Source organism: Pseudonocardia sp. ICBG1142, from assembly GCF_020496255.1.
Classification (GTDB): domain Bacteria; phylum Actinomycetota; class Actinomycetes; order Mycobacteriales; family Pseudonocardiaceae; genus Pseudonocardia.
This window is the reverse complement of sequence record NZ_JAHLJC010000004.1, coordinates 433,184-454,649: the sequence shown is the minus strand read 5'-3', so window position 1 is coordinate 454,649 and position 21,466 is coordinate 433,184. Positions and strand designations below refer to the sequence as shown.

Annotated in this window: 18 protein-coding genes; 11 read left to right on the top strand and 7 right to left on the bottom strand. The window is 73.1% G+C overall.

Annotated features, from left to right (window positions below; genetic code table 11):
* Window positions 1-570: 570 nt before the first annotated feature.
* The 6 genes from KPL59_RS04620 to KPL59_RS04595 form a co-directional block, all read right to left on the bottom strand.
* Window positions 571-1,209: an MBL fold metallo-hydrolase gene (locus KPL59_RS04620; RefSeq protein ID WP_226351307.1), complete on the bottom strand. Its 639-nt coding sequence runs from the start codon at window positions 1,207-1,209 to the stop codon at window positions 571-573.
* Window positions 1,209-2,297 carry an S-(hydroxymethyl)mycothiol dehydrogenase gene (locus KPL59_RS04615; RefSeq protein ID WP_226360034.1) on the bottom strand — a complete coding sequence of 363 codons (1,089 nt, stop codon included), beginning with the start codon at window positions 2,295-2,297 and terminating at the stop codon, window positions 1,209-1,211. The genes KPL59_RS04620 and KPL59_RS04615 overlap by 1 nt, the downstream gene beginning before the upstream one ends.
* Before the next feature lie 29 nt (window positions 2,298-2,326).
* A complete protein-coding gene (locus tag KPL59_RS04610) occupies window positions 2,327-2,998 on the bottom strand; it encodes a GntR family transcriptional regulator (protein ID WP_226351309.1) in 672 nt (223 codons plus the stop codon).
* On the bottom strand, window positions 2,995-4,341 hold the full coding sequence (locus KPL59_RS04605) for a folylpolyglutamate synthase/dihydrofolate synthase family protein (protein WP_226360033.1): 1,347 nt from the start codon (window positions 4,339-4,341) through the stop codon (window positions 2,995-2,997). The genes KPL59_RS04610 and KPL59_RS04605 overlap by 4 nt, the downstream gene beginning before the upstream one ends.
* 3 nt (window positions 4,342-4,344) lie before the next feature.
* Entirely contained in the window at window positions 4,345-5,718 is a 1,374-nt protein-coding gene (locus KPL59_RS04600; RefSeq protein WP_226351311.1) for an L-serine ammonia-lyase, read from the bottom strand.
* A gap of 108 nt (window positions 5,719-5,826) precedes the next feature.
* Window positions 5,827-7,266 carry an MFS transporter gene (locus KPL59_RS04595; protein ID WP_226360032.1) on the bottom strand — a complete coding sequence of 480 codons (1,440 nt, stop codon included), beginning with the start codon at window positions 7,264-7,266 and terminating at the stop codon, window positions 5,827-5,829.
* 322 nt (window positions 7,267-7,588) lie between these two features.
* Here KPL59_RS04595 and KPL59_RS04590 point away from each other — a divergent pair, with 322 nt between their 5' ends.
* The 10 genes from KPL59_RS04590 (at window position 7,589) to KPL59_RS04545 (ending at window position 19,691) form a co-directional block, all read left to right on the top strand.
* Entirely contained in the window at window positions 7,589-7,942 is a 354-nt protein-coding gene (locus KPL59_RS04590; protein WP_020627383.1) for a bifunctional 3-phenylpropionate/cinnamic acid dioxygenase ferredoxin subunit, read from the top strand.
* The gene (locus KPL59_RS04585; RefSeq protein ID WP_226360031.1) at window positions 7,942-9,111 is read left to right on the top strand and encodes an NAD(P)/FAD-dependent oxidoreductase; all 1,170 of its coding nucleotides are present in this window, start codon (window positions 7,942-7,944) and stop codon (window positions 9,109-9,111) included. Before KPL59_RS04590 ends, KPL59_RS04585 begins: the two co-directional genes overlap by 1 nt.
* A 171-nt stretch (window positions 9,112-9,282) precedes the next feature.
* Window positions 9,283-10,587, top strand: coding sequence for a serine hydroxymethyltransferase (glyA, locus tag KPL59_RS04580; RefSeq protein WP_226360030.1), 1,305 nt, complete (start codon window positions 9,283-9,285; stop codon window positions 10,585-10,587).
* Window positions 10,584-11,855, top strand: coding sequence for a sarcosine oxidase subunit beta family protein (locus KPL59_RS04575; RefSeq protein ID WP_226360029.1), 1,272 nt, complete (start codon window positions 10,584-10,586; stop codon window positions 11,853-11,855). Before glyA ends, KPL59_RS04575 begins: the two co-directional genes overlap by 4 nt.
* 9 nt (window positions 11,856-11,864) lie before the next feature.
* Window positions 11,865-12,155, top strand: coding sequence for a sarcosine oxidase subunit delta (locus KPL59_RS04570; RefSeq protein ID WP_020627387.1), 291 nt, complete (start codon window positions 11,865-11,867; stop codon window positions 12,153-12,155).
* Entirely contained in the window at window positions 12,152-14,947 is a 2,796-nt protein-coding gene (locus tag KPL59_RS04565) for a 2Fe-2S iron-sulfur cluster-binding protein (protein ID WP_226360028.1), read from the top strand. The genes KPL59_RS04570 and KPL59_RS04565 overlap by 4 nt, the downstream gene beginning before the upstream one ends.
* Window positions 14,937-15,590: a sarcosine oxidase subunit gamma gene (locus KPL59_RS04560; protein ID WP_226360027.1), complete on the top strand. Its 654-nt coding sequence runs from the start codon at window positions 14,937-14,939 to the stop codon at window positions 15,588-15,590. The genes KPL59_RS04565 and KPL59_RS04560 overlap by 11 nt, the downstream gene beginning before the upstream one ends.
* A gap of 32 nt (window positions 15,591-15,622) precedes the next feature.
* Window positions 15,623-18,103, top strand: coding sequence for an FAD-dependent oxidoreductase (locus KPL59_RS04555; RefSeq protein ID WP_226360026.1), 2,481 nt, complete (start codon window positions 15,623-15,625; stop codon window positions 18,101-18,103).
* An 86-nt stretch (window positions 18,104-18,189) separates the two neighbouring features.
* Window positions 18,190-18,810, top strand: coding sequence for a cyclodeaminase/cyclohydrolase family protein (locus KPL59_RS04550; protein ID WP_305080514.1), 621 nt, complete (start codon window positions 18,190-18,192; stop codon window positions 18,808-18,810).
* The gene (locus KPL59_RS04545; RefSeq protein ID WP_226360025.1) at window positions 18,807-19,691 is read left to right on the top strand and encodes a bifunctional 5,10-methylenetetrahydrofolate dehydrogenase/5,10-methenyltetrahydrofolate cyclohydrolase; all 885 of its coding nucleotides are present in this window, start codon (window positions 18,807-18,809) and stop codon (window positions 19,689-19,691) included. Before KPL59_RS04550 ends, KPL59_RS04545 begins: the two co-directional genes overlap by 4 nt.
* A 6-nt stretch (window positions 19,692-19,697) precedes the next feature.
* Here KPL59_RS04545 and KPL59_RS04540 read toward each other — a convergent pair whose 3' ends face one another.
* The gene (locus tag KPL59_RS04540) at window positions 19,698-20,363 is read right to left on the bottom strand and encodes a GntR family transcriptional regulator (RefSeq protein WP_020627393.1); all 666 of its coding nucleotides are present in this window, start codon (window positions 20,361-20,363) and stop codon (window positions 19,698-19,700) included.
* A gap of 137 nt (window positions 20,364-20,500) precedes the next feature.
* On the opposite strand from KPL59_RS04540, the gene purU reads away from it, so the two are divergent.
* Complete coding sequence (purU, locus tag KPL59_RS04535) at window positions 20,501-21,349, top strand: formyltetrahydrofolate deformylase (RefSeq protein WP_020627394.1); 849 nt, start codon at window positions 20,501-20,503, stop codon at window positions 21,347-21,349.
* Window positions 21,350-21,466: the final 117 nt, after the last annotated feature.

The window sequence follows — 21,466 nt, the reverse complement described above, 5'->3', positions numbered from 1 at the left end:
TCGTCCCGCTCTCCGGCTGGGTGCGGGGTCCCGCCCCGGCGGCTGCGCGCCCGGACCGGCTCACTCTCTGGTCACCGTGCCCGGGCCGTCGCGCCGTACGGCGTGCTCAGCCCGTCCGGCTCCCGGCCGCGGTCACGACGCGGTTCAGTGCTGCGGGCGGACCGGCGGGCGTAGCGCTGTGCGCGGCACGGCTGGCGTCATCGTCGCAGGTCGTGGGTGGCCAGCCGATGTTCGTGGAGTACCCGGTCCGCCGCTTCGTCCGGCGTGTCCCTGTCGGGCCTGCTCCGGTGCCGGTGGTCGGTCGCCGAGATGCAGCTCAGGGGGAGTTGTGGATCTCCGTGCCCCGCTGCGCTGCATCTCGGCGTCGACGATGGTCAGGCCGCGGAGTTGACGGCCGCTGGGGCGGGGTGCGTCGGCCGGGTGGGTCCGAACCGTCGATGCCGACCCGCACCGAGATGCAGCTCAGCGGGGTCCGTGGCTCGTCCGAGCCCGCTGAGCTGCATCTCGGTGTAGGAACCGCTGCGGCCCGGCCCCGGGTGTGAGGGGCCGGGCCGCGGTGGGGGTGTCGGGTCAGGATCGGTTGCGGATCCATTCGTCGAGGTGGGGTGCTTCGTCTCCGATGGTGGTGGGGTCGCCGTGTCCGGTGCGGACGCGGGTGTCGGCGGGGAGGGTGAGCAGGGTGGTGCGGATGGATTCGATGATGGTGTCGAACGATGAGTAGGAGCGTCCGGTGGCGCCGGGTCCGCCGTGGAACAGGGTGTCGCCGGTGAACACGATGCCGAGTTCGGGTGCGTAGAGGCAGGACGAGCCGGGTGAGTGGCCGGGGGTCTGCAGGACGCGTAGGTCGATCCCGCCCGCGGTCAGGGTCTGCCCGTCGGACAGTTCCTGGTCGGGTGTGCGGTCGGGCCAGGTCATGTCCCACAGGACGTGTTCGGCGGGGTTGAGCAGGATCGGTGCGTCGAAGCGGTCGGCGAGGGTGGGTGCTTGGTTGATGTGGTCGTCGTGGGCGTGGGTGCACACGATCGCCTTCACGGTGCGGTCGCCGACGGCGTGGGTGATGGCGTCGGCGTCGTGGGCGGCGTCGATGACGAACACTTCGCGGTCGTCGCCGATGATCCAGACGTTGTTGTCGACGTCGAAGGATCCGCCGTCGAGGTTGAACGTGCCGGAGGTCACGACGTGGTCGATCGGGGTCTCGGTCGGGGCCATCAGAGGATCACGACCGAGCGCAGGACCTCGCCGGCGTGCATTTTGTCGAAGGCGGTTTCGATGTCGTCGATGCCGATGGTTTCGGTGACGAACTTGTCGAGGGGGAAGCGGCCTTGGAGGTAGAGGTCGATGTAGGTGGGGAAGTCGCGTGAGGGGAGGCAGTCGCCGTACCAGGAGGATTTGAGGGCGCCGCCGCGGCCGAAGTAGTCGATGAGCGGGATCTGGGGGGCGTGCAGGTCGGGGGTGGGGACGCCGACGAGGACGACGGTGCCGGCGAGGTCGCGGGCGTAGAAGGCCTGCTTGTAGGTTTCGGGTCGTCCGACGGCGTCGATGACGACGTCGGCGCCGTTGCCGTCGGTCACGGACTGGATGAACTCGACCGGATCCTGTTCGGTGGCGTTGACGGTGTGGGTGGCGCCGAACTCTTCGGCCCACTTGAGTTTCCGCGGGTCGGTGTCGACGGCGATGATCGTGGTGGCGCCGGCGAGCTTGGCGCCGGCGATGGCGGCGTCGCCGACGCCGCCGCAGCCGATGACGGCGATGGAGTCACCGCGCCCGACGCCGCCGGTGTTGATGGCGGCGCCGAGGCCGGCCATGACGCCGCAGCCGAGGAGGCCGGCGGCTTTCGGGTCGGCGTCGGGGTTGACCTTGGTGCATTGTCCGGAGTGGACGAGGGTCTTCTCGATGAAGGCGCCGATGCCGAGGGCGGGGGACAGTTCGGTGCCGTCGTCGAGGGTCATCTTCTGGGTGGCGTTGTGGGTGTCGAAGCAGTACTGGGGCTTGCCCTTGTTGCAGGCGCGGCACTGTCCGCAGACGGCGCGCCAGTTGAGGACGACGTAGTCGCCGGGGGCGATGTCGGTGACGCCGTCGCCGACGGTTTCGACGATGCCGGCGGCTTCGTGGCCGAGGAGGAAGGGGAACTCGTCGTTGATGCCGCCGAGTTTGTAGTGCAGGTCGGTGTGGCAGACCCCGCAGGCCTGGATCTTCACCACGGCCTCACCGGGGCCGGGATCCGGGACGATGATCGTCTCGACCGAGACCGGCTTGCCCTTCTCGAGGGCGACGACGCCCTGGACACGCTGCGGCACAGTGGGTTCCTTTCCGTAGGGGAGCGGGTTCAGAGGACCGCGCGGACGGCGGTCTCGAAGCCGAGGACGTGCTCGCGGCTGACGGCCTCGGCGCGGTCGGCGTCGCCGTCGGCGATCGCCTCCAGCAGCGCGATGTGCTCGTGCACGTGGTGGCCGACCTGGTCCATCCGGTCGACGAACAGGCAGTGGATCCGGGTGGCCAGGTGGTAATAGCGGGTGAGCGTGTCCTCCAGGTACGGGTTCCCGGCGGCCCGGTAGACCGACCGGTGCACCGTCACGTCCCACCGCATGAGCTCGATCCGGCTCATCCGCGGCGCCTCGAGGGCGGCGACCCGCCCGGCCAGCTCACGCAGCTCCTCGCGCCGCCACGCCGGGGCGACGGTGGCGGCCCGCCGGGCAGCGGTCGGCTCCAGCACCGTCCGTACCTCGCCGACGTCGCGCAGGTCGGAGATGTCGACGGCGGTCGCGAACGTCCCGCGTCGCGGATAGGACACGACGAGCCGCTCGGTCTCCAGCCGCTTGAGCGCCTCGCGCACCGGGGTGCGGCCCAGGCCGAGCCGGGTCGAGAGGGCCTCGTCGTCGATCGGGGCCAGCGGCGGGATCTCCAGCATGATCAGCTGGTCCCGGATGGCCACGTAGGCCCGGTCGGCCAGCGACCGCGGGCTGTCGAAGTCCACGAACACGTCCTCGGTGATCGTCATGCCGGCTGCCCCTCGGGGACGGCCGCGCGGTCCAGCCGCGACGCGACCGCGCCGGGCAGCCGGAACGACCCGGTCACCACCACGGGGTCGCCCCCGCCGGTGGCCAGCGCGTGGTCGACGGCGTCGGCCGGGTCCGCGACGGCGACGGCGGACACCCCGGCCGCCGTCGCCGCCGCGGCGATCTCGGACGGGCTCCAGTGCCGCGACGGGTGCTCCCCGCCCGGCAGCCCGGTCGCGACGACCCGCGCCCCGGCCCCGGCAACCGCCCGGACGGCCTCGCCCAGGTCCTTGTCCCTGGCCAGCGCCAGCACCCAGGTCACCGGGGCGCCCGGGTGGGTCTCGGCCACCGTGGTGGCCAGCGCGGACAGCTTCAGAGCGTCGTGCGCACCGTCGAGCACCACCGGGGTCCCGGCGACGGTGCGCCGCTCGAACCGCCCCGGCAGCGAGGTCAGCGCCAGCCCCTGGCGGACGGCGAGCGGATCGAGCCGCCAGCCGTCGCGTCGGGCCAGCACCGACACCGCGTGCAGGGCCAGCACCGCGTTCCCGGCCTGGTGCCTGCCGTGCAGGCCCAGCGGCACGTCCGACCAGCCGGCCAGGTCCACGGTGGTCCCGCCCGGACCGATCCGGGCCAGCGCGGCCGCGGCGGCGACGTCCACGACGTCGACCAGGGTGTCGCGCCGCGCCGCCTCCCTGGCCACCGCCGCGTCGGTCTCGGGGCCCCCACGGGCCAGCACCGCGCGGCCGCCGACCGGCAGGATCCCGGCCTTCTGCGTCGCGATCTCGCCGAGCGTGCTGCCGAGCATGTCGACGTGGTCCATGCCGATCGCGGTGAGCACGGCCAGCTTGTCCGTGCGGGCGACGACGTTCGTCGGGTCCAGCCGGCCCCCGATGCCGGTCTCGACGACGGCGTAGTCGGCTCGCCCGGCGACGGCGGCGAACCCGAGTGCGGTCACCACCTCGAAGAACGAGCAGCGCTCACCCCGGCGCGCCTCGACCGCGGCCACCGAGCCCGCGACGGCGGCGAGCCGGTCGTCGAGCACGTCCGCGCGGCCCGGGAGGTCACCGAGGCGGAACCGCTCGCGGATGCCGTAGACGTGCGGCGAGGCCTGCACCCCGACCCGGAACCCGTGCCGGGTCAGCAGCGACGCGACGAACGCGCACACCGACCCCTTGCCCGCCGTCCCCGCGACGTGCACGGTCCGCACGGCCTCCTGCGGGTCACCCAGCCCGGCCAGCACCTCGCGGGTGCGCTCCCGGGGCGCGTCGGGCGCGGTGCCGTTGCGGCGCCCGGTCGCCGGCCGCGACAGCAGGAACCGCTCCAGGTCGTCCTGATCGGAGAACACGGCTCAGCACTCGACGATGTTCAGTGCGAGACCACCGCGGGCGGTCTCCTTGTACTTGTCCTTCATGTCCGCACCCGTCTCCCGCATCGTCTTGATGGCCTTGTCCAGCGAGACGTGGTGCATCCCGTCCCCGTGCGCCGACATCCGTGCCGCGGTGATGGCCTTGATCGAGGCGACCGCGTTCCGTTCGATGCACGGGATCTGCACCAGTCCGCCGACCGGGTCGCAGGTCAGACCCAGGTTGTGCTCGATGCCGATCTCGGCGGCGTTCTCGACCTGCTCGGGGGTGGCGCCCATGATCTCCGCGAGCCCGGCGGCCGCCATCGCGCAGGCCGACCCGACCTCGCCCTGGCAGCCGACCTCGGCGCCGGAGATCGAGGCGTTCTCCTTGAACAGCAGCCCGACCGCTCCCGCGGTGAGCAGGAACCGGACGACGGAGTCGTCGTCGAAGCCGGGCAGGAAGCGCTCCGCGTAGTGCAGCACGGCCGGGACGATCCCGGCGGCGCCGTTGGTGGGGGCGGTGACCACGCGCCCGCCCGCCGCGTTCTCCTCGTTCACGGCGAGGGCGTAGAGGGTTACCCACTCCATCGCGTGCAGCGCGTCCGGCTCGCCGGTCGCCGCCTCCAGACGCTCGCGCAGCGCCATCGCCCGGCGCCGGACCCTGAGCCCGCCGGGCAGCGTGCCGCCGGTGCGGGCGCCGCGATCGACGCACTCCTGCATCACCGACCAGATGTGCAGCAGCTCGCTGCGCACCACGTCCTCGGAGCGCCGGGACAGCTCGTTGGCCAGCATGATGTCGGAGATCGACAGCCCGTGGGTGCGGGTGAGGCCGAGCAGCTCGTCGCCGGTGGTGAAGGGGTACGCGACCGGGGTCGCGTCCTCCACCAGGACGGGGCGGCCCGCCTCGTCGGAGTCGAGGACGAAGCCGCCGCCGACCGAGTAGTACTCGCGCTTGTCGAGGACGGCGCCGTCGGCGTCGAAGGCCTGCAAGAGCATGCCGTTGGAGTGGAAGTCGAGCCGACGGCGCCGGTGCAGGACGACGTCGTCGTCGGCGGCGAAGACGATCTCGTGCTCGCCGCCGAGGCGGATCCGGCCCTCGGCGCGCACCCGCTCGACCATCGGGTCGGCGGCGACCGGATCGACCAGGTGCGGCTCGTGCCCGGCCAGGCCCAGCACGACCGCCTTCACACTGCCGTGGCCGTGCCCGGTCGCGCCGAGCGAACCGAAGAGCTCCACCCGCACCGACGCCGTCCGGGTCAGGTCGCCCGAGGCCCGCAGCCGCCCGACGAAGCGGGACGCGGCCCGCATCGGCCCCACGGTGTGCGAGCTGGACGGGCCGATGCCGACCTTGAACATGTCGAACACGGAGATGCTCACGGTCGCTCCGATCCACGCCGGGCTCTGGTCATGCCGACGATGTTAGACTGATATATCAGTCGTGCCAAGAGGGGGCGCGGGTCGGCCCGCACCGGTGCCGCGGGTGGGTCAGTGCGTGTGATCGTACGGCTGCTCGAGCGGGATGCCGTCGGCCGACATCGGCGGCGGGGGCAGGTCCGCGCTGGAGGTCAGCGGTGCCGCGCCGGCCAGCGGTCGGCCCGCGGACTCGGGCAGGAACACCACGGCGACGACGCCGACCAGACCTGCGGCGACGAGGAAGTACCCCGGCCAGTCGAGGTTGCCGGTGGCGGTCACGGCGGTCTCGATCAGCGTCGGTGCGGTGCCCGCGAACAGCGACACCGACAGGTTGAACACCACGCCCAGGCCGCCGTAGCGGACCATGGTCGGGAACTGCGCGGGCAGTGTCGAGGGCAGCACCGCGGCGAAGCCGACCAGGACCACGGCCATCAGCAGCAGTCCGACGAACTGGCCGACCATGCCGTCGCGCATCAGCCAGACCGCGGGCAGTCCGACGGCCACGAGGGTCAGGCTCGTGACCATCAGGACCGGTTTGCGGCCGATCCGGTCGCTGAGCCTGCCCACCCCGGTGATCACGCACGGCATGAGCAGCATGACCGCGACGAGCATGGCGCCGGTGGCGGCCCCGGAGGCACCGTGCTGGCCGTGCCGGGGGAGCGTTCCGGTCAGGTAGGTGGGCATGTAGTTGGTCAGCACGTAGTTGGTGACGTTCCAGGCGACGGCCAGCGCCGCGGTCACCAGGGCCGGCACCCGGTAGCGGCGGACCAGGATCTGCATCGCCCGCCGGTAGGGCATCGTCGCGAGCGCGGGGGAGCGTTCCATCAGCTGCCGGAACGCCGGGGTGTCCTCCAGGCGCATCCGCAGGTAGATGCCGGCTATCCCGAGGGGGAGGGCGAGCAGGAACGGGATCCGCCAGCCCCAGTCGAGCAGGTCCTGCTCGGGCAGCACCGCGACGAGCGCGCCGCAGACACCCGCGCCGAGCATGTAGCCGGTGATCGTGCCGAACTCGAGCCAGCTGCCGAAGAACCCGCGACGGCGGTCGGGCGCGTACTCCGCGACCAGGGTCAGCGCACCGGTGTACTCCCCGCCCGCGGAGAAGCCCTGCAGCATCCGGATGAGCAGCACCAGCAGCGGCGCGGCGACCCCCGCCGTCTCGTAGGAGGGCACGAGGCCCAGCGCGAGCGTCGCGACGGTCATCAGCAGGACCGTGAACGCGAGCACCCGGGTGCGGCCGATCCGGTCCCCGAGCGGGCCGAACACGAACCCGCCGAGCGGCCGGACGACGAACGCGACCGCGAACGTCGCCAGCGTCAGTGTCAGCGACCATTCGCCGGCCTCCGGGTAGAAGACCCGGTTCAGCACCACCGCGGAGAGGAAGGAGAAGAGGCCGAAGTCGTACCACTCGGCGATGTTTCCGACCGATGCCGCCGCAGCCGCCCGGCGGACAGTGCGCTCCTCCTCGACCGCGACCGGACCGCGACGTCGGGGCCTGCGCGGTCCCTCGGTCATGGTCCCCCTCGGATCGATCGGCCGCGTCGCGGCAGCCACGCCGACGTGGCGATGCAGTATCGCCACACCATCATTCTCGCGGCCATGGTGTCACGTGTCCACGAGTGATATATCTTTCGTCGACGGGCGGCCCGGAATGTGCCGGTGCCGGTTTCCGGGCCCTTTCGGTCACTGGGGGCAGCCGCTCACATTTCCACGTCGTGACGCCGATGCCCCTCGCGGCCGGCCGAGAAAATCCCTCGTTGACGGCTGCGACCTGCGGCCTCACCATACGGTTGCGCATGGCATGGCGAGTTTCGCGATAGGCAACAGTGGAGGAACCATGATCTTCGTGGGCGAGCTGTCCGACATCCCCGTCGGGGAGTCCGTTCGTGTCCAGGGGACGGTGCCCATCGCCGTCTTCAACGTCGACGGCGATCTGTACGCGATCGACGACACGTGCACCCACCAGGACGCCTCGCTGTCCGACGGGTGGCTCGAGGACTGTGCGGTGGAGTGCCCGCTGCACGCGGCCTGCTTCGACCTGCGGACCGGGATGCCGAGTGGCCCGCCCGCGAAGACACCCGTCCGCACGCACCAGGTGGTGGTCGCCGACGGCGTGGTCCACGTCGTCGAGTCCGTCCCCGCCTCCGGCGTCGCGACCGGCGCCCGTCCGGGCGTACAGGCCGGAACCTGATGCGCGACGTCACGGTCGTCGGTGCCTCGCTCGCCGGTCTCGCGACCGTGCGCGCCCTGCGCGCCCAGGGTTTCACCGGGACGATCACGGTCGTCGGGGACGAGAAGCACCCGCCCTACGACCGCCCTCCGCTGTCCAAGGAGTTCCTCGCCGGGAGCTCCGACGAGGACGCCATCGCCCTGACCGAGGACGACGACGCCGCGCTCGGCGTCGACTGGCGCCTCGGTCGCACCGCACTCGCCCTCGACGGTCCGACCCGGACCGTCACCCTCGACGACGGCTCGACCCTCTCGTCCGACGCCGTCGTCCTCGCCACGGGCGCCCGCGCCCGGAACCTGCCGGGCGAGCTGCCCGGCGGGGTGCACACCCTGCGCACCCTCGACGACGCCCGCGCGCTGCGCGCCGACCTCCTCCCCGGCCGGCGGCTGGTGGTGATCGGTGCCGGGTTCGTCGGCGCCGAGGTCGCCTCGACCGCACACGGCCTCGGTCTGGACGTCACGATCGTCGAGGCTGCGCCGGTGCCGCTGCAGCGGGCCCTCGGGCCCGAGATGGGTGCCGCCTGCGGCCGCCTGCACACCGCCGCCGGGGTGCCGCTGCTCCTCGGGACGGGTGTGGCCCGGCTCGTCGGTTCGCCCCGGGTCACCGGGGTAGAGCTCACCGACGGCCGGGAGCTGCCCGCCGACGTCGTCGTGGTCGGGATCGGCGCGCTGCCCAACGTCGAGTGGCTCGAGGGCTCCGGCGTCGAGCTCGACGACGGCGTGGTCACCGACGCCGAGGGCCGCACCAACCTGCCCGGGATCGTGGCGGTGGGGGACTGCGCGAGCGCGCACCGCGCCTACACCGGCAACCGGCTGCGTCTGGAGCACTGGACCAACGCCCTGCAGCAGCCCGCCGTCGCGGCCGCGGCGTTGCTCGGCGCCGAGCACTCGCTGCCCGCGCACCACGCGGTGCCCTACTTCTGGTCCGACCAGTACGGACACAACATCCAGTTCGCCGGCCACCGGGACGCCGACGGCACGGTCCGGATCGACGACGGCGACCCCGAGGGCGACGGCGGCTTCCTCGCGGTGTTCCTCGACGCCGAGGGCGAGGCCGTCGGCGTGCTCGGCGTCGACCGTCCCCGGCCCTTCGGGCGGATGCGCCGGGAGCTGGCGAAACGGATCCGCTGACCCGGCCCGTCACCTGCGGCGCAGGTCCTCGTGGGGACCTGCGCCGCAGGCGTGTCCCGGCCCGGTCGCACGGGCCACGATCAGCCTCTTGACCTGCCGGGACCGCCCGTGCGACGCTGAACGCAGACAGTTGATATATCAGTCCGCTGGAGAAGATATCTGGAGGTGCCCATGACGACGTTCGCCGTGGATCGGGGTCCGTCGAACGGTGCGGCGGGGGTCCTCGACGGGACGCTGCGCGACGTGGACCCGGAGGTGCACGCGGCCGTCGCCGCCGAGCTGGGTCGCCAGCGCGGCACCCTGGAGATGATCGCCAGCGAGAACTTCGCGCCGCTGGCCGTGATGCAGGCGCAGGGCTCGGTGCTCACCAACAAGTACGCCGAGGGCTACCCCGGCCGCCGCTACTACGGCGGGTGCGAGCACGTCGACGTCGTCGAGCAGCTCGCCATCGACCGGGTGAAGGCGCTGTTCGGCGCCGACTACGCCAACGTCCAGCCGCACTCCGGTGCCCAGGCCAACGCCGCCGCCATGGCCGCGCTGCTCGACCCGGGCGACACCATCCTGGGTCTCGACCTGGCGCACGGCGGGCACCTCACCCACGGGATGCGACTCAACTTCTCCGGCCGGCTCTACGACGTCGCCGCCTACCACGTCCGCGCCGAGGACCACCGCGTCGACATGGCCGAGGTGGAGCGCCTGGCCCACGAGCGCCGCCCCAAGCTGATCGTCGCCGGGTGGTCGGCCTACCCGCGGCAGCTCGACTTCGCCGAGTTCCGGCGGATCGCCGACGCGGTCGGTGCCCGCCTGATGGTCGACATGGCGCACTTCGCCGGTCTCGTCGCGGCCGGGCTGCACCCGTCGCCGGTGCCCCACGCCGACATCGTCACCAGCACCACGCACAAGACCCTCGGCGGCCCGCGCGGCGGCATCATCCTGGCCCGGGCCGAGCTCGCGAAGAAGCTCAACTCGCAGGTCTTCCCCGGCCAGCAGGGCGGCCCGCTGGAGCACGTGATCGCGGCCAAGGCCGTCGCGTTCAAGCTGGCCGGTGAGCCCGCGTTCGCCGAGCGCCAGCAGCGCACCCTGGAAGGTGCCCGGATCGTCGCCGAGCGGCTGGTCCAGGAGCCCGGCGTCGGGGTGGTCTCCGGCGGCACCGACGTCCACCTGGTCCTGGTCGACCTGCGCGACTCCGAGCTCGACGGCAAGCAGGCCGAGGACCGGCTGCACCGGGTCGGCATCACCGTCAACCGCAACGCGGTCCCGTTCGACCCGCGCCCGCCGATGGTGAGCTCCGGGGTCCGGATCGGCACCCCCGCACTGGCCGCCCGCGGCTTCGGCGCCGAGGACTTCACCGAGGTCGCCGACATCATCGCCCGCGCGCTGCGCCCCGCCGCGGGGGACGCCGAGCTCGACGAGCTGGCCGCCCGCGTCACCGTCCTCGCCGACCGCCACCCCCTCTACCCGGAGCTGACGGCATGAGCACCGAGCACCCCGGCACCGAGAACGCGCCCCCCGGGGCCCACCTGCCCGAGCACCCCGATGCCCTGTGGCGCAACCCCGAGCCGAAGCGCTCCTACGACGTGGTCATCGTCGGCGGCGGCGGGCACGGCCTGGCCACCGCCCACTACCTGGTCAAGAACCACGGCATCACCAACGTCGCGGTGCTGGAGAAGGGGTGGCTGGCCGGCGGCAACATGGCCCGCAACACCACCCTCATCCGCTCGAACTACCTGTGGGACGAGTCGGCCTTCATCTACGAGCACGCCCTGAAGCTGTGGGAGGGGCTGGAGGAGGACCTCGGCTACCCGATCCTGTTCTCCCAGCGCGGCGTGCTGAACCTCGCCCACACCGAGCAGGACGTGCGCGACTCGGTCCGCCGGGTCGAGGCGAACAAGCTCAACGGGATCGACGCCGAGTACCTCGGCCCCGACGACGTCGCGAAGATCTGCCCGATCGTCAACGTCTCGCACGACATCCGCTACCCGGTGCTCGGCGCGACCTACCAGCCCCGTGCCGGCATCGCCAAGCACGACTACGTGGCCTGGGGCTTCGCCCGCCGCGCCGACGAGGCCGGGGTGGATCTCATCCAGGACTGCGAGGTGCTGGACTTCGTCACCGAGGGCTCCGTCGAGGACGGCACGGCCCGGGTCACCGGGATCCGGACCAGCCGGGGCGACATCGCCTGCGGGCAGGTCGCGCTCTGCGCGGCCGGGCACACCTCGACCCTGCTCGACCGGCTCGGCGTCGACACCCCGCTGCAGTCGCACCCGCTGCAGGCGCTGGTGTCCGAGCTGCTGGAGCCGGTGCACCCGACGATCGTCATGTCGAACGCGGTGCACGTCTACGTCTCCCAGGCGCACAAGGGCGAGCTCGTGATGGGCGCCGGCGTCGACTCCTACAACGGCTACGGCCAGCGCGGCGCCTTCCACATCATCGAGCGCCAGATGGCCGCCGCGGTCGAGCTGTTCCCGGTGTTCGCCCGGGCGCACCTGCTGCGCAGCTGGGCGGGCATCGTCGACGTCACCCCGGACGCGTCGCCGATCGTGGGCCGCACGCCGTACACGAACGTGCTGGTCAACTCCGGCTGGGGGACCGGTGGGTTCAAGGTGACCCCCGGGCTGGGCTGGTGCCTGGCCCACACCATCGCCACCGACGAGCTGCACCCGCACATCGCCCCGTTCGCCCTCGACCGGTTCGTCACCGGCGCGCTCGTCGACGAGCACGGCGCCGCCGGCGTCGCCCACTAGGAGCCCGACGTGCAACTCATCGACTGCCCCTGGTGCGGCCCCCGCGAGGAGGTCGAGTTCCACTACGGCGGACAGGCCCACGTCGCGTACCCGGCCGCACCGGCCGAGCTCGACGACGAGCAGTGGGCGCACTACGTGTTCTTCCGGGACAACCCGAAGGGCCCGTTCGCCGAGCGCTGGAGCCACTCCGCGGGCTGCCGCCGCTGGTTCAACGCCGTCCGCGACACCCACACCTACCGGTTCCTCGCCGTCTACCCGATGGGCGAGGCCCGGCCGCAGATCCCGGGGACCCGCACATGACCCGCATCGACGGGTACGGGCGCATCGACCGCACCCGTACACTGACCTTCGTCTTCGACGGCACCACCTACACCGGTCACCCGGGCGACACGCTCGCCTCGGCACTGCTCGCGCACGGCGTCACCGTGCTCGGCGGCTCGGTCAAGCTCGGCCGCCCCCGCGGCATCGGCGGGGCCTGGACCGAGGACCCGGTCGGCCTCGTGCAGATCGAGGAGCCGTTCCCCGAGCCGATGCTGCAGGCCGCCACCGTCGAGCTGTACGACGGCCTGGTCGCCCGCGGGCTGAACGGGCAGGGCCGGCTGGCGACGGTGCCCGACACCGCGCGGTACGACCGCCGCCACGCCCACTGCGACACCCTGGTGGTCGGCGCCGGCCCGGCCGGGCTGCTCGCCGCGCGCACCGCGGCCCGCCGCGGCGACCGCGTGGTGCTCGTCGACGACCGTCCGGAGGCCGGCGGCTCGCTCGTCCCGACCGACCGGATCGACGGCCGCGCCGCGCACCGCTGGGTCGCCGACGTCGTCGCCGAGCTGGCCGAGAACCCCGAGGTGCACCACCTGCAGCGCACCACCGCCTTCGGCCACTACGACGACGGGTTCGTCCTGGCCCTGGAGCGGCGCACGAGCACCGGCACCGACCACCTCGGCACAGCCCCGGCGCACCGGTCCCGCCAGCGGGTGCACCGCATCCGCGCCGGGAAGGTCGTCGTCGCGGCCGGCGCGATCGAGCGCCCCGTGGTGTTCGCCGACAACGACCGGCCGGGCGTCATGCTCGCCTCCGCGGCGCGCGAGTACCTGCACCGCTACGGCGTGCTCGCCGGCCGCGAGGTCGTCGTGTTCACCACCGACGACGCCGCCTACCTCGCCGCCGCCGACCTGGCCGGTGCCGGCGCCCGGGTGACCCTCGTCGACGCCCGCTCCGAGCTGCCCGCCGAGCGCGCGCGGGAGTGCACCGAGGCCGGGGTGACCCTGCGCGCCGGGGCCACCGTCGTCGGCTCCGACGGCGACGACGCGGGACGGGTGTCCGCCGCGCACGTCGCGACCGGGGACGGCACCGAGGTGCTGGCGTGCGACCTGCTGCTGGTCTCCGGCGGCTGGACGCCGACCGCGCACCTGTTCAGCCACGTCCGCGGCCAGCTCGTCTACGACGCGGGCCTGGGCGCCTTCCGCCCCGGCGCCGCGGTCGCGGGCACCGAGGTGATCGGCGCCGCCAACGGCACCCTCGACCTGGCCGGCTGCCTGTACGACGGCGCGGGCGGCGACGCCCCGAGCTCGGCACCCGAGCCGGCGCGCACCCCCGGCCTGGTGCTGTGGCGCACCGCGGGCGACTCCACGCGCCAGTTCGTCGATATCGCGCGTGACGCGACGGTGGCCGACATCGAGCGGGCCGTCGGCGCCGGGCTGCGCTCGGTGGAGCACGTGAAGCGCTACACCACCATCGGCACCGCCCACGACCAGGGGAAGACCTCCGGCACCATCGCCTCCGGGATCACCGCGGAGCTGCTGGGCCGCCCGGCGGGCGACCTCGGGACCACCACGTTCCGCCCGCCCTACACCCCGGTGTCGTTCGCCGCGCTCGCCGGCCGCGAGCGCGGGGACCTGTTCGACCCGGTCCGCACCACCGCGGTGCACCCGTGGCACGTCGCCCACGGCGCGGTGTTCGAGGACGTCGGCCAGTGGAAGCGACCGCGCCACTACCCGCTGGCCGGGGAGGACATGGACGCCGCCGTGCTGCGCGAGTGCGCTGCGGCCCGCCGCGGCGTCGCGATCATGGACGGCTCCACCCTGGGCAAGATCGACGTCCAGGGGCCGGACGCGGGGCAGTTCCTCGACCTCGTCTACACGAACCTGATGAGCAGCCTGAAGGTCGGCCGCGTCCGCTACGGCGTCATGTGCGGCAACGACGGCATGGTCACCGACGACGGCACCGTGCTGCGCATCGCCGAGGACCGGTTCCTGCTCACCACGACCACCGGCGGCGCGGCCTCGGTGCTGGACCACCTCGAGGACTGGCGCCAGACCGAGGTGCCGCACCTGAAGGTGAACCTCACGTCGGTCACCGAGCACTGGGCGGTGTTCCCGGTCGTCGGGCCCCGCTCGCGCGACGTGATCTCCGCCGTGTTCCCCGGTGTCGACGCCTCCGCCGCGGCGTTCGAGTTCATGACCTGGCGCGACACCGAGCTCGACGGCGTCGGGGTCCGGCTGGCCCGGATCTCCTTCTCCGGCGAGCTGGCCTTCGAGGTCAACGTCGACGCCCGGTACGGCCTGGCCGTCTGGGTGCGGCTGATCGCGGCCGGCGAGCCGTACGGGATCACCCCCTACGGCACCGAGACGATGCACGTCCTGCGCGCCGAGAAGGGCTACCCGATCATCGGGCAGGACACCGACGGCACCGTCTCCCCGCACGACCTGGGGATGAGCTGGGCGGTGTCGAAGAAGAAGGTCGACTTCGTCGGCAAGCGCTCCTTCGCCCGCGCCTCCAACACCGACCCGATGCGCAAGCACCTGGTCGGGCTGCTCCCGACCGACCGCGGCACCCGGTTGCCGGAGGGCGCGCAGATCGTCGAGTTCTCCCCCGACGGCACCCTGCCCCCGCCGCCGGTCCCGATGCTCGGCCACGTCACCTCCAGCTACCTGTCTGCGGAGCTGGAGCGGCCGTTCGCCCTGGCCCTGCTCACGGGTGGCCGCGACCGCATCGGCGACGTCGTGCACGTCCCGCACCAGGGGGCGCTGGTCCCGGTCGAGATCACCGGACCCGTCCTCGTCGACCCGGAAGGAGCCCGCCGTGACGGCTGAGTCGATCCCGCTGCCCACGACCCACCCGCTCGACGCCCACGTCCCGGCGCTGGCCGCCCTGTCCCGCGACACCCGGGGCGATCTCACGGTCGAGGTGCTCCCGGTCGCGCAGTCGGTGACGCTGCGGCTCGACCCGTCCGCACCGGCCCGTGCCGGTGTCGACGCCGCGCTCGGGGTCCCGCTGCCGGTCCGGCCCAACACCTGGGTCGACACCGGTGACGGCGAGGTCGTCTGGCTCGGCCCCGACGAGTGGCTGGTCACCAGCCACACCGGGAACCGGGGCGTCGGCGAGGCCGCGCTGCGCGCACTCGTCGCCGGGGACACCGGCGTCGGGGGCGCCGCGACCGACACCTCCGCCCAGCGCGTCGTCCTGCGGATCGGCGGCCGGCTCGCCCGCGAGCTGCTGTCCTTCGGCTGCGCGCTCGACCTGCACCCGCGCTCGTTCCCGGCCGGGAGCAGCGCCCAGACGCTGCTCGGCCGGGCCGCCGTGCTCCTGCTGGCCCGCGACGACCGGTCCGACGCCGACGGGGGAGCGGTGTTCGACCTGCACGTGCGCAGCTCGTTCGCCGGCTACCTCGCGGACTGGCTGCTCGACGCCGCCCTCGAGTTCGGCGGCTCCGACGTCCCGTCCCTCGCCCGCTGACCCGCCCGACGACCACGCACAAGGAGACCACCATGACCCCCCGTGTCGTCATCATCGGAGCCGGGATCGTCGGGGCGAACCTGGCCGACGAGCTCACCACCCGCGGCTGGACCGACGTCACCGTCCTGGACCAGGGGCCGCTGCCCCTGACCGGCGGCTCCACCTCGCACGCCCCCGGCCTGGTCTTCCAGACCACCGGGTCGAAGACCATGACCGCGTTCGCCACCTACACCGTCGAGAAGCTCCTCGGTCTCGACGACGGCACCACCGCGGACGGCTGGTGCTTCAACCAGGTCGGCGGCCTGGAGGTCGCGACCACCCCGGAGCGGCTCGCCGACCTGCACCGCAAGCAGGGCTGGGCGATCTCCCGCGGCGTGCCGGCCGCGGTCGTCGACGCGGCCGAGTGCGCGCGGCTGCACCCGCTGCTCGACCCCGACCAGGTCCTCGGCGGCCTGCACACCCCCACCGACGGCCTGGCCAAGGCCGCTCGCGCCGTCGTCGCGCTGGCCCGGCGGGCCGAGTCCCGCGGCGCGGTCTTCCGCGGCTCGGTGCGGGTCACCGGCATCGCGCAGTCCGGCGGCCGGGTCACCGGCGTCGAGACCGCCGACGGCGAGACCGTCCCCGCCGACATCGTGGTGTCCTGCGCCGGGTTCTGGGGCCGCGAGCTCGGGAAGCTCGTCGGCATGCGGGTGCCGCTGCTGCCGCTGGCCCACCAGTACGCCCGCACCACCCAGGTCGAGCAGCTCGTCGGCCGCAACGACGAGTTCGTCGAGGCGCGGCTGCCCATCCTGCGCCACCAGGACGCCGACCTCTACTACCGCGAGCACAACGATTGCCTCGGCATCGGCTCCTACGCCCACCGCCCGATGCCGGTGTCGATCTCCGAGCTGCCCGAGGTCGGCGACGGCGAGGTCGGCGAGCGCACCCAGCCCTCGATGCTGCCCTTCACCGAGGAGGACTTCGCGCAGCAGTGGGAGCAGAGCCAGCAGCTGCTGCCCGGTCTGCAGCGCTCGAAGATCGAGCACGGGTTCAACGGTGTCTTCTCCTTCACCCCCGACGGCGGCCCGCTGATCGGGGAGTCGCCCGACGTCGCCGGTTTCTGGGTCGCCGAGGCCGTGTGGGTCACGCACTCCTCCGGCGTCGCCCGCTCGGTCGCGCAGCTGCTCGTCGACGGCCGCAGCGAGCTCGACCTGCACGGCTGCGACGTCAACCGGTTCGACGAGGTCGAGACCACCGACGCCTACGTCGACGAGACCTCCCAGCAGAACTTCGTCGAGATCTACGACGTGCTGCACCCGCTGCAGCCCAAGCTGTCCCCGCGCGGCATCCGGACCAGCCCGTTCCACGACCGGCAGCGGGAGCTGGGCGCGTTCTTCCTGGAGTCCCACGCCTGGGAGCGCCCGCACTGGTACGAGGCCAACGCCGCCCTGGCCAAGGACATGCCGCCGCAGTGGCGCGCCCCGTCCCGCGACGCCTGGTCGGCGATGTTCCACTCGCCGGTCGTCGCGGTCGAGGCCTGGAAGACCCGCACCGCGGTCGCGATGTACGACATGACCCCGCTGACCCGCCTGGAGGTCTCCGGGCCGGGGGCGTGCGCGTTCCTGGAGGGCCTGACCACCGGCAAGATGGACAAGTCCGTCGGCGCCGTCACCTACACCCTGATGCTGGACGAGGCGGGCGGCGTCCGGTCCGACCTCACCGTCGCCCGTCTCGGCGAGCAGCTGTTCCAGGTCGGCGCGAACTCCCACCTCGACCTCGACCACCTGCGCCGCGCCCTGCCCGACGACCACTCGGTGGCCGTCCGTGACATCACCGGCGGCACCTGCTGCATCGGCGTGTGGGGGCCGCTGGCCCGCGACCTGGTCCAGCCGTTGTCGGGCGAGGACTTCTCCCACGAAGGCCTGAAGTACTTCCGCGCGATGTCCGCGCACATCGCCGGGATCCCGGTGACCGCGATGCGGCTGTCCTACGTCGGCGAGCTCGGCTGGGAGATCTACACCAGCGCCGAGTACGGCCGGAAGCTGTGGGACGTGCTCTACGAGGCCGGGCGCCCGCTCGGTGTGGTCGCGGCCGGGCGCGCGGCGTTCAACAGCCTGCGTCTGGAGAAGGGCTACCGCTCCTGGGGTGCGGACATGTCCACCGAGCACAACCCCTACGAGGCCGGGCTCGGCTTCGCGGTCCGCCCGCACACCAAGGGCGACTTCGTCGGCCGCGAGGCCGTCGAGAAGATCGACCCGGACGCCGTCACCCGCAGGCTGACCTGCCTCACGGTCGACGACGGCCGCAGCGTCGTCCTCGGTCACGAGGCGGTGCTGGTCGACGGCGAGCCCGCCGGCTACGTCACCTCCGCGGCCTACGGCTACACCCTGGGCACCCCGATCGCCTACGCCTGGCTGCCCGCCGGGCTGCCGGTGGGGGCGACGGTCGAGATCCAGTACTTCGACCGCCGGATCCGTGCCTCGGTGGCGGCCGAGCCGCTGTTCGACCCGGAGATGAGCCGCATCCGGCGCTGACCCGGTGGGGCGGGGGCGGCCCGACCGGCCGCCCCCGCCTCCGCACCCGACGACGCACCGTCGCTCCGCCGCACGGAAGGACCCCCATGCGTTCCGACACCCTCGACCGGTTCCTCTGGGACCTGGCCGCCCGCGTCCCCGCCCCCGGCGGCGGCGCGACGGCCGGCCTGCACCTCGCCCAGGCCGCGGCCCTGCTCGGCATGGTCGCCCGCTACACCGACGGCGAGCGCTACGCCGAGCACGCCGAGACGGTCCTCGACGTCCGCAACCGGGCCGACGCACTGCGCATCACCGGCCTCGGCCTCGCCGAGGACGACGCCCGCGCGTTCGGCGCGGTCGGCGCGGCCTACAAGCTCCCGCGCGACACGGACGAGGCGAAGCAGGCCCGCAGCGCGGCGATCGCCGCCGCGACGGTCGAGGCGGGACGGATTCCCGCACAGGTCATCCGCGCCGCCGAGCAGGTGGTCGACCTCGCCGAGCGGCTGCGGCCGATCGGCAACCCCAACGTGATCAGCGACGTGGGCGCGGCGGCCGACGCCGCACGGGCCGCGGCGAGCACCGCCCGGCTCAACGTCGAGATCAACCTGGCGGGCCTCACCGACCCGCAGGCGCGCGGCGAGCTGTCCGCGGCGCTGACCGGCGTCGACGACCTGCTGCGCCGGGCCGACAAGGTGACCGACGACGTCCGGGAGCAGATCCGCCGATGACCCCGCCACCCACCACCCGGCCGGCCCCCCACCCCGACCACGTCGTCCTCGACGGCACCGCGCGCGCCCGCGAGCTGCGCCAGGGGGTGCAGGCCGAGGCCGCCGCGCTCACCGTCCTCGGCGTCGTGCCGCGGCTGGCCGTCGTCGTCGCCACCGCCGACGAGGGCGCGGGCTGGTACGTCCGCTCGCTGTCCGGGGCCGCCCGCCGGGTCGGCGTCGAGTGCGAGGTGCTCGACCTCGGCCCGGACGCGGACGCGGAGTCCATCAGCGCCACCCTGGCCCGGCTGAGCAGCGACGACACCGTGCACGGCATCATCCTGCAGACCCCGCTGCCCGACGGTGTGCGGGTCGAGGAGCTGGCCGCGTCGATCGTCCCGGAGAAGGACGTCGACGGCGCCAACCCGCTCTCGGCCGGCCGGCTCGCCGCGGGCCTGCCCGCCTACCCGCCGGCCACCGCGGCCGCGGTGCTCGAGCTGCTCGACCACCACGGCGTCGAGCTGGCCGGGCGCAGCGCCGTGGTCGTGGGGCGCTCGCTGGTCGTCGGCAAGCCGACCGCCCAGCTACTGCTGCAACGCGACGCGACGGTCGGCATCTGCCACCGCCACACCAAGGAGCTCGCCGAGCACACCCGCACCGCGGACGTGCTCGTGGTCGCGGTCGGGCGGATCGGGCTGATCCGCGCCGAGCACGTCGCCGAGGGCGCGGTCGTCGTCGACGTCGGGACGAACACCGCGCCCGACGGCAGCCTGGTCGGCGACGTCGACGCCGCCGACGTCGCGACCCGCGCCGGTGCGCTCACGCCGGTGCCCGGCGGCGTCGGACCGGTGACGACGGCGCTGCTGCTGGCACACACCGTCCGCTCGGCACGCGCCCACGTCTGAGCCGGGTCAGACGACCTCGCGGACCGCCTTCTCGAACCCGATGACGTGCGCGCGGGCCCGGTCGGCGGCCTCGTCGGCCTGCTGCCCCGCGATGGCCCGCAGCAGGCCCGAGTGCTCGCCGACGTGCTGGTCGAAGTGCGTCATCCGGTCCAGGAACAGGCAGAAGATCCGGGTCGCCAGGTTGTCATAGCGGATCAGGGTGTCCTCGAGGTGCGGGTTGGCCGCCGCCTCGTAGATCGTCCGGTGGACGTGCAGGTCCCAGCGCATCAGCGCGTCGCGGTCCAGGGTGCGCACGTCGATCCGGTCGATCGTGTCGGCCAGCTCGGCGAGGTCGGCCCGGGTCGTGGGGCCGGCGTACTCGGCCGCGCGACGCGCCGCGAGCGGCTCCAGCTGCACCCGGATCTCGGAGATGTAGGCCAGGTCGGTGATGTCGACCCCGGTCGCGAACGTCCCGCGCCGTGGGTAGGAGACGACCAGCCGGTCGATCTCCAGGCGCTTGAGGGCCTCCCGCACCGGCGTGCGACCGACCTCGAGGGACTTCGCGAGGGCGACGTCGTCGATCGCGGTCATCGGCGGGATGTCGAGCATGATCAGCCGGTCCCGGATCACCGTGTACGCCTTGTCGGCGAGCGAGGTGTACTCCGGCTCGGCGTCGTCGGGCAGTGCGGTCACCGTCGCATGCTAACCCGTCATGTGTGCGTAACAGTTCTCGGACATGCCCACACCTCTTGACTATGACTGATATATCAATGCACCATCTAGGGGTCCGTGGTCGCCGCGGACCGCGTCCGACCCGAGGAGAGGCCGCCGTGTCCCGTTCCTTCATCCTGACCCTGAGCTGCCCGAACCGCACCGGCATCGTGCGCGCGGTCAGCGCCTTCCTGTTCGAGCACGGCTGCGACATCGGCGAGTACCAGCAGTTCGACGACCCGCTGCGCGGCCGGCTGCACCTGCGCACCCAGGTCGGGGCGGAGCACGAGGTGGACCTCGACGTGATCAGCCGGGACTTCGAGGCGGTCGCGGCCGAGTTCGGCATGAGCTTCACCTTCCACGACGGCGCCCCCGCCCGGATCCTGGTCATGGTCTCCAAGCTGGGGCACTGCCTCAACGACCTGATCTTCCGGTGGCGGGCCGGCAGCCTGGGCGCCGACATCGTCGCGGTCGTGTCCAACCACCCCGACCTGCGGCCGATGGCCGAGGCCGCCGGGCTGCCGTTCGTGCACGTCCCGGTGACCGCCGAGACCAAGCCCGACGCCGAGGCCCGGCTGCTGTCGCTCGTCGACGAGTTCGACGCCGAGCTGGTCGTGCTCGCCCGCTACATGCAGGTGCTCTCCGACGAGACCTGCAAGGCGCTCGAGGGTCGTGCCATCAACATCCACCACTCGTTCCTGCCCGGTTTCAAGGGTGCCCGCCCGTACCACCAGGCCTACGAGCGCGGCGTGAAGCAGGTCGGCGCCACCGCCCACTACGTCACCCCCGACCTCGACGAGGGCCCGATCATCGAGCAGGAGGTGATCCGGATCGACCACTCCTACGACCCGAAGGCCCTGCAGATGGTCGGCCGCGACGCCGAGGCACTGGCCCTGTCCCGCGCGGTCCGCTGGCACTGCGAGCGCCGGGTCCTGCTCACCGGCGGCAGCACGGTCGTCTTCCGGTAGCCGCGGCGGCTCTCCCACGGCCCCGTCCCCGCACCGCGGGGGCGGGGCCGTTCCGCGTCCCGGTCGCCGCCCTGCTGCCCGGCCGCCGTCCCGCTTGCCCAGCTGCGGTCCCGCTCG

Bases quoted from the DNA above. Each gene is read 5' to 3' on its own strand.
- KPL59_RS04620 (WP_226351307.1), bottom strand. From the start codon at position 1,209: ATGGCCCCGACCGAGACCCCGATCGACCACGTCGTGACCTCCGGCACG.
- KPL59_RS04610 (WP_226351309.1), bottom strand. From the start codon at position 2,998: ATGACGATCACCGAGGACGTGTTCGTGGACTTCGACAGCCCGCGGTCG.
- KPL59_RS04595 (WP_226360032.1), bottom strand. From the start codon at position 7,266: ATGACCGAGGGACCGCGCAGGCCCCGACGTCGCGGTCCGGTCGCGGTC.
- KPL59_RS04590 (WP_020627383.1), top strand. From the start codon at position 7,589: ATGATCTTCGTGGGCGAGCTGTCCGACATCCCCGTCGGGGAGTCCGTT.
- KPL59_RS04585 (WP_226360031.1), top strand. From the start codon at position 7,942: ATGCGCGACGTCACGGTCGTCGGTGCCTCGCTCGCCGGTCTCGCGACC.
- glyA (WP_226360030.1), top strand. From the start codon at position 9,283: ATGACGACGTTCGCCGTGGATCGGGGTCCGTCGAACGGTGCGGCGGGG.
- KPL59_RS04575 (WP_226360029.1), top strand. From the start codon at position 10,584: ATGAGCACCGAGCACCCCGGCACCGAGAACGCGCCCCCCGGGGCCCAC.
- KPL59_RS04565 (WP_226360028.1), top strand. From the start codon at position 12,152: ATGACCCGCATCGACGGGTACGGGCGCATCGACCGCACCCGTACACTG.
- KPL59_RS04555 (WP_226360026.1), top strand. From the start codon at position 15,623: ATGACCCCCCGTGTCGTCATCATCGGAGCCGGGATCGTCGGGGCGAAC.
- KPL59_RS04550 (WP_305080514.1), top strand. From the start codon at position 18,190: ATGCGTTCCGACACCCTCGACCGGTTCCTCTGGGACCTGGCCGCCCGC.
- KPL59_RS04545 (WP_226360025.1), top strand. From the start codon at position 18,807: ATGACCCCGCCACCCACCACCCGGCCGGCCCCCCACCCCGACCACGTC.